The following is a 1,540-nucleotide window of genomic DNA, read 5'->3' on the forward strand; positions in this document are numbered from 1 at the left end:
TCAGACTGCTGACAAACCCCTGGCGTTAGCCGGGGGTTTTTGATTCACTGGGTCATGTTGAAGCGACCCGCCCCCGAACAGACCGCCCTTGAGATGGTGACGTTGGACCAGCTGGTCCCGGGTGATCACTTGTTGCGCAAGATCGATCGCGCGATCGATTTTTCCTTCATCCACGATCTGACGGCGCCGCTCTATTGCGCGGACAACGGCCGGCCGCCGCTGGACCCGACCTTGATGTTCAAGGCCTTGTTCATCGGCTACTTGTTTGGAGTTCGCTCGGAGCGGCAGTTGGTGCGCGAGATCGAGGTCAACGTCGCCTATCGCTGGTTCCTGCGGCTGAAGTTGACGGACAAGGTGTTCGACGCCTCGACACTGTCGCAGAACCGTCGGCGGCGCTACCAGGATGAGAGCATCGCGCAGGCGATCTTCGACCGCATCGTGGAGCAGGCGATCCGGATAGGTCTGGTCGACGGCACGGTGCTCTATACCGACAGCACCCATCTGAAGGCCAACGCCAACAAGGGCAAATACGACCTTGCCATGGTCGCCAAGTCACGTGCCGACTACTGGGCCGATCTCGACCGCGCGATCGAGGCCGAGCGGGCGCTGCATGGCCAGAAGCCGCTGAAGAGCAAGCAACGCAAGCCGCCGCAGAAGCAGACCAAGGTCTCGCGCGCCGATCCGGAGGCCGGCTACATGGTGCGCGAGGGCAAGCCGAAGGGCTTCTTCTACCTCGATCACCGCACGGTGGACGGACGCTGCGGCATCATCACCGACACATATACCACGCCGGCCAACGTGCACGACTCGATCGTCTATCTCGGCCGGCTCGACCGCCAGGTGGAGCGCTTCGGCTTCACGGTGGCGGCGGCGGGGCTGGATGCCGGCTATGCCACGCCGGGTATCGCCAAGGGACTGGAGGACAGGAACGTCAGAGGCGTCGTCGGCTATCGCAACCCGACCCCGCCAAAGCCCGGCAAGATGAGGAAAAGCGACTTTGTCCATGAACCGGATCTAGACGGCTATCGTTGCCCGCAGGGCCAGCTGCTCACCTATGCCACGACCGATCGCAACGGCTACCGCCAATACAAGAGCGATCCGGCCATCTGCCGCGATTGTCCGCTGCTGGCCTCCTGCACCTCGAACGCCAAGGCCGAGCGCACCATCACACGCCATGTCTGGCAGGATGCCCGCGAGCGCGTCGACGCCAACCGGCTCACGCCATGGGGCAAGGCCATCTATCGCCGCCGCAAGGAGACGGTCGAGCGATCATTCGCCGATGCCAAGCAGCTCTTCGGCCATCGCTATGCCCACTTCCGAGGGCGAACACGCGTCGCCTGCCAGTGCCTGATTGCAGCCGCCGCCCAGAACATGAAAAAGATCGCAATCAGCCTCTGGCCAAAGCCAAAACCAAGCCTCGCATGAGGCCTATCGGCCGCCGTGCCTTCCTGACAGTTGCTCCAGACACCAAGTTACTCAGCTCAATCAATACCCAAAAACAAAACCCCGCCGAAATCGACGGGGTTTGTCAGCAGTCTGA

General features: G+C 62.3%; 1 protein-coding gene. It reads left to right on the plus strand.

The genetic code is table 11. From position 1 onward, the window contains the following. The first annotated feature begins 54 nt into the window (after nt 1-54). Nucleotides 55-1,425: an IS1182 family transposase gene (locus RFM98_RS31125; protein ID WP_320312287.1), complete on the plus strand. Its 1,371-nt coding sequence runs from the start codon at nt 55-57 to the stop codon at nt 1,423-1,425. Nucleotides 1,426-1,540: the final 115 nt, after the last annotated feature.

The sequence above is a fragment of the Mesorhizobium australafricanum genome, assembly GCF_033977265.1.
GTDB classification, from domain to species: domain Bacteria; phylum Pseudomonadota; class Alphaproteobacteria; order Rhizobiales; family Rhizobiaceae; genus Mesorhizobium; species Mesorhizobium australafricanum.

What these genes read in the sequence shown, in the direction of transcription:
- RFM98_RS31125 (WP_320312287.1), top strand. Translation starts at nt 55, where the DNA reads ATGTTGAAGCGACCCGCCCCCGAACAGACCGCCCTTGAGATGGTGACG.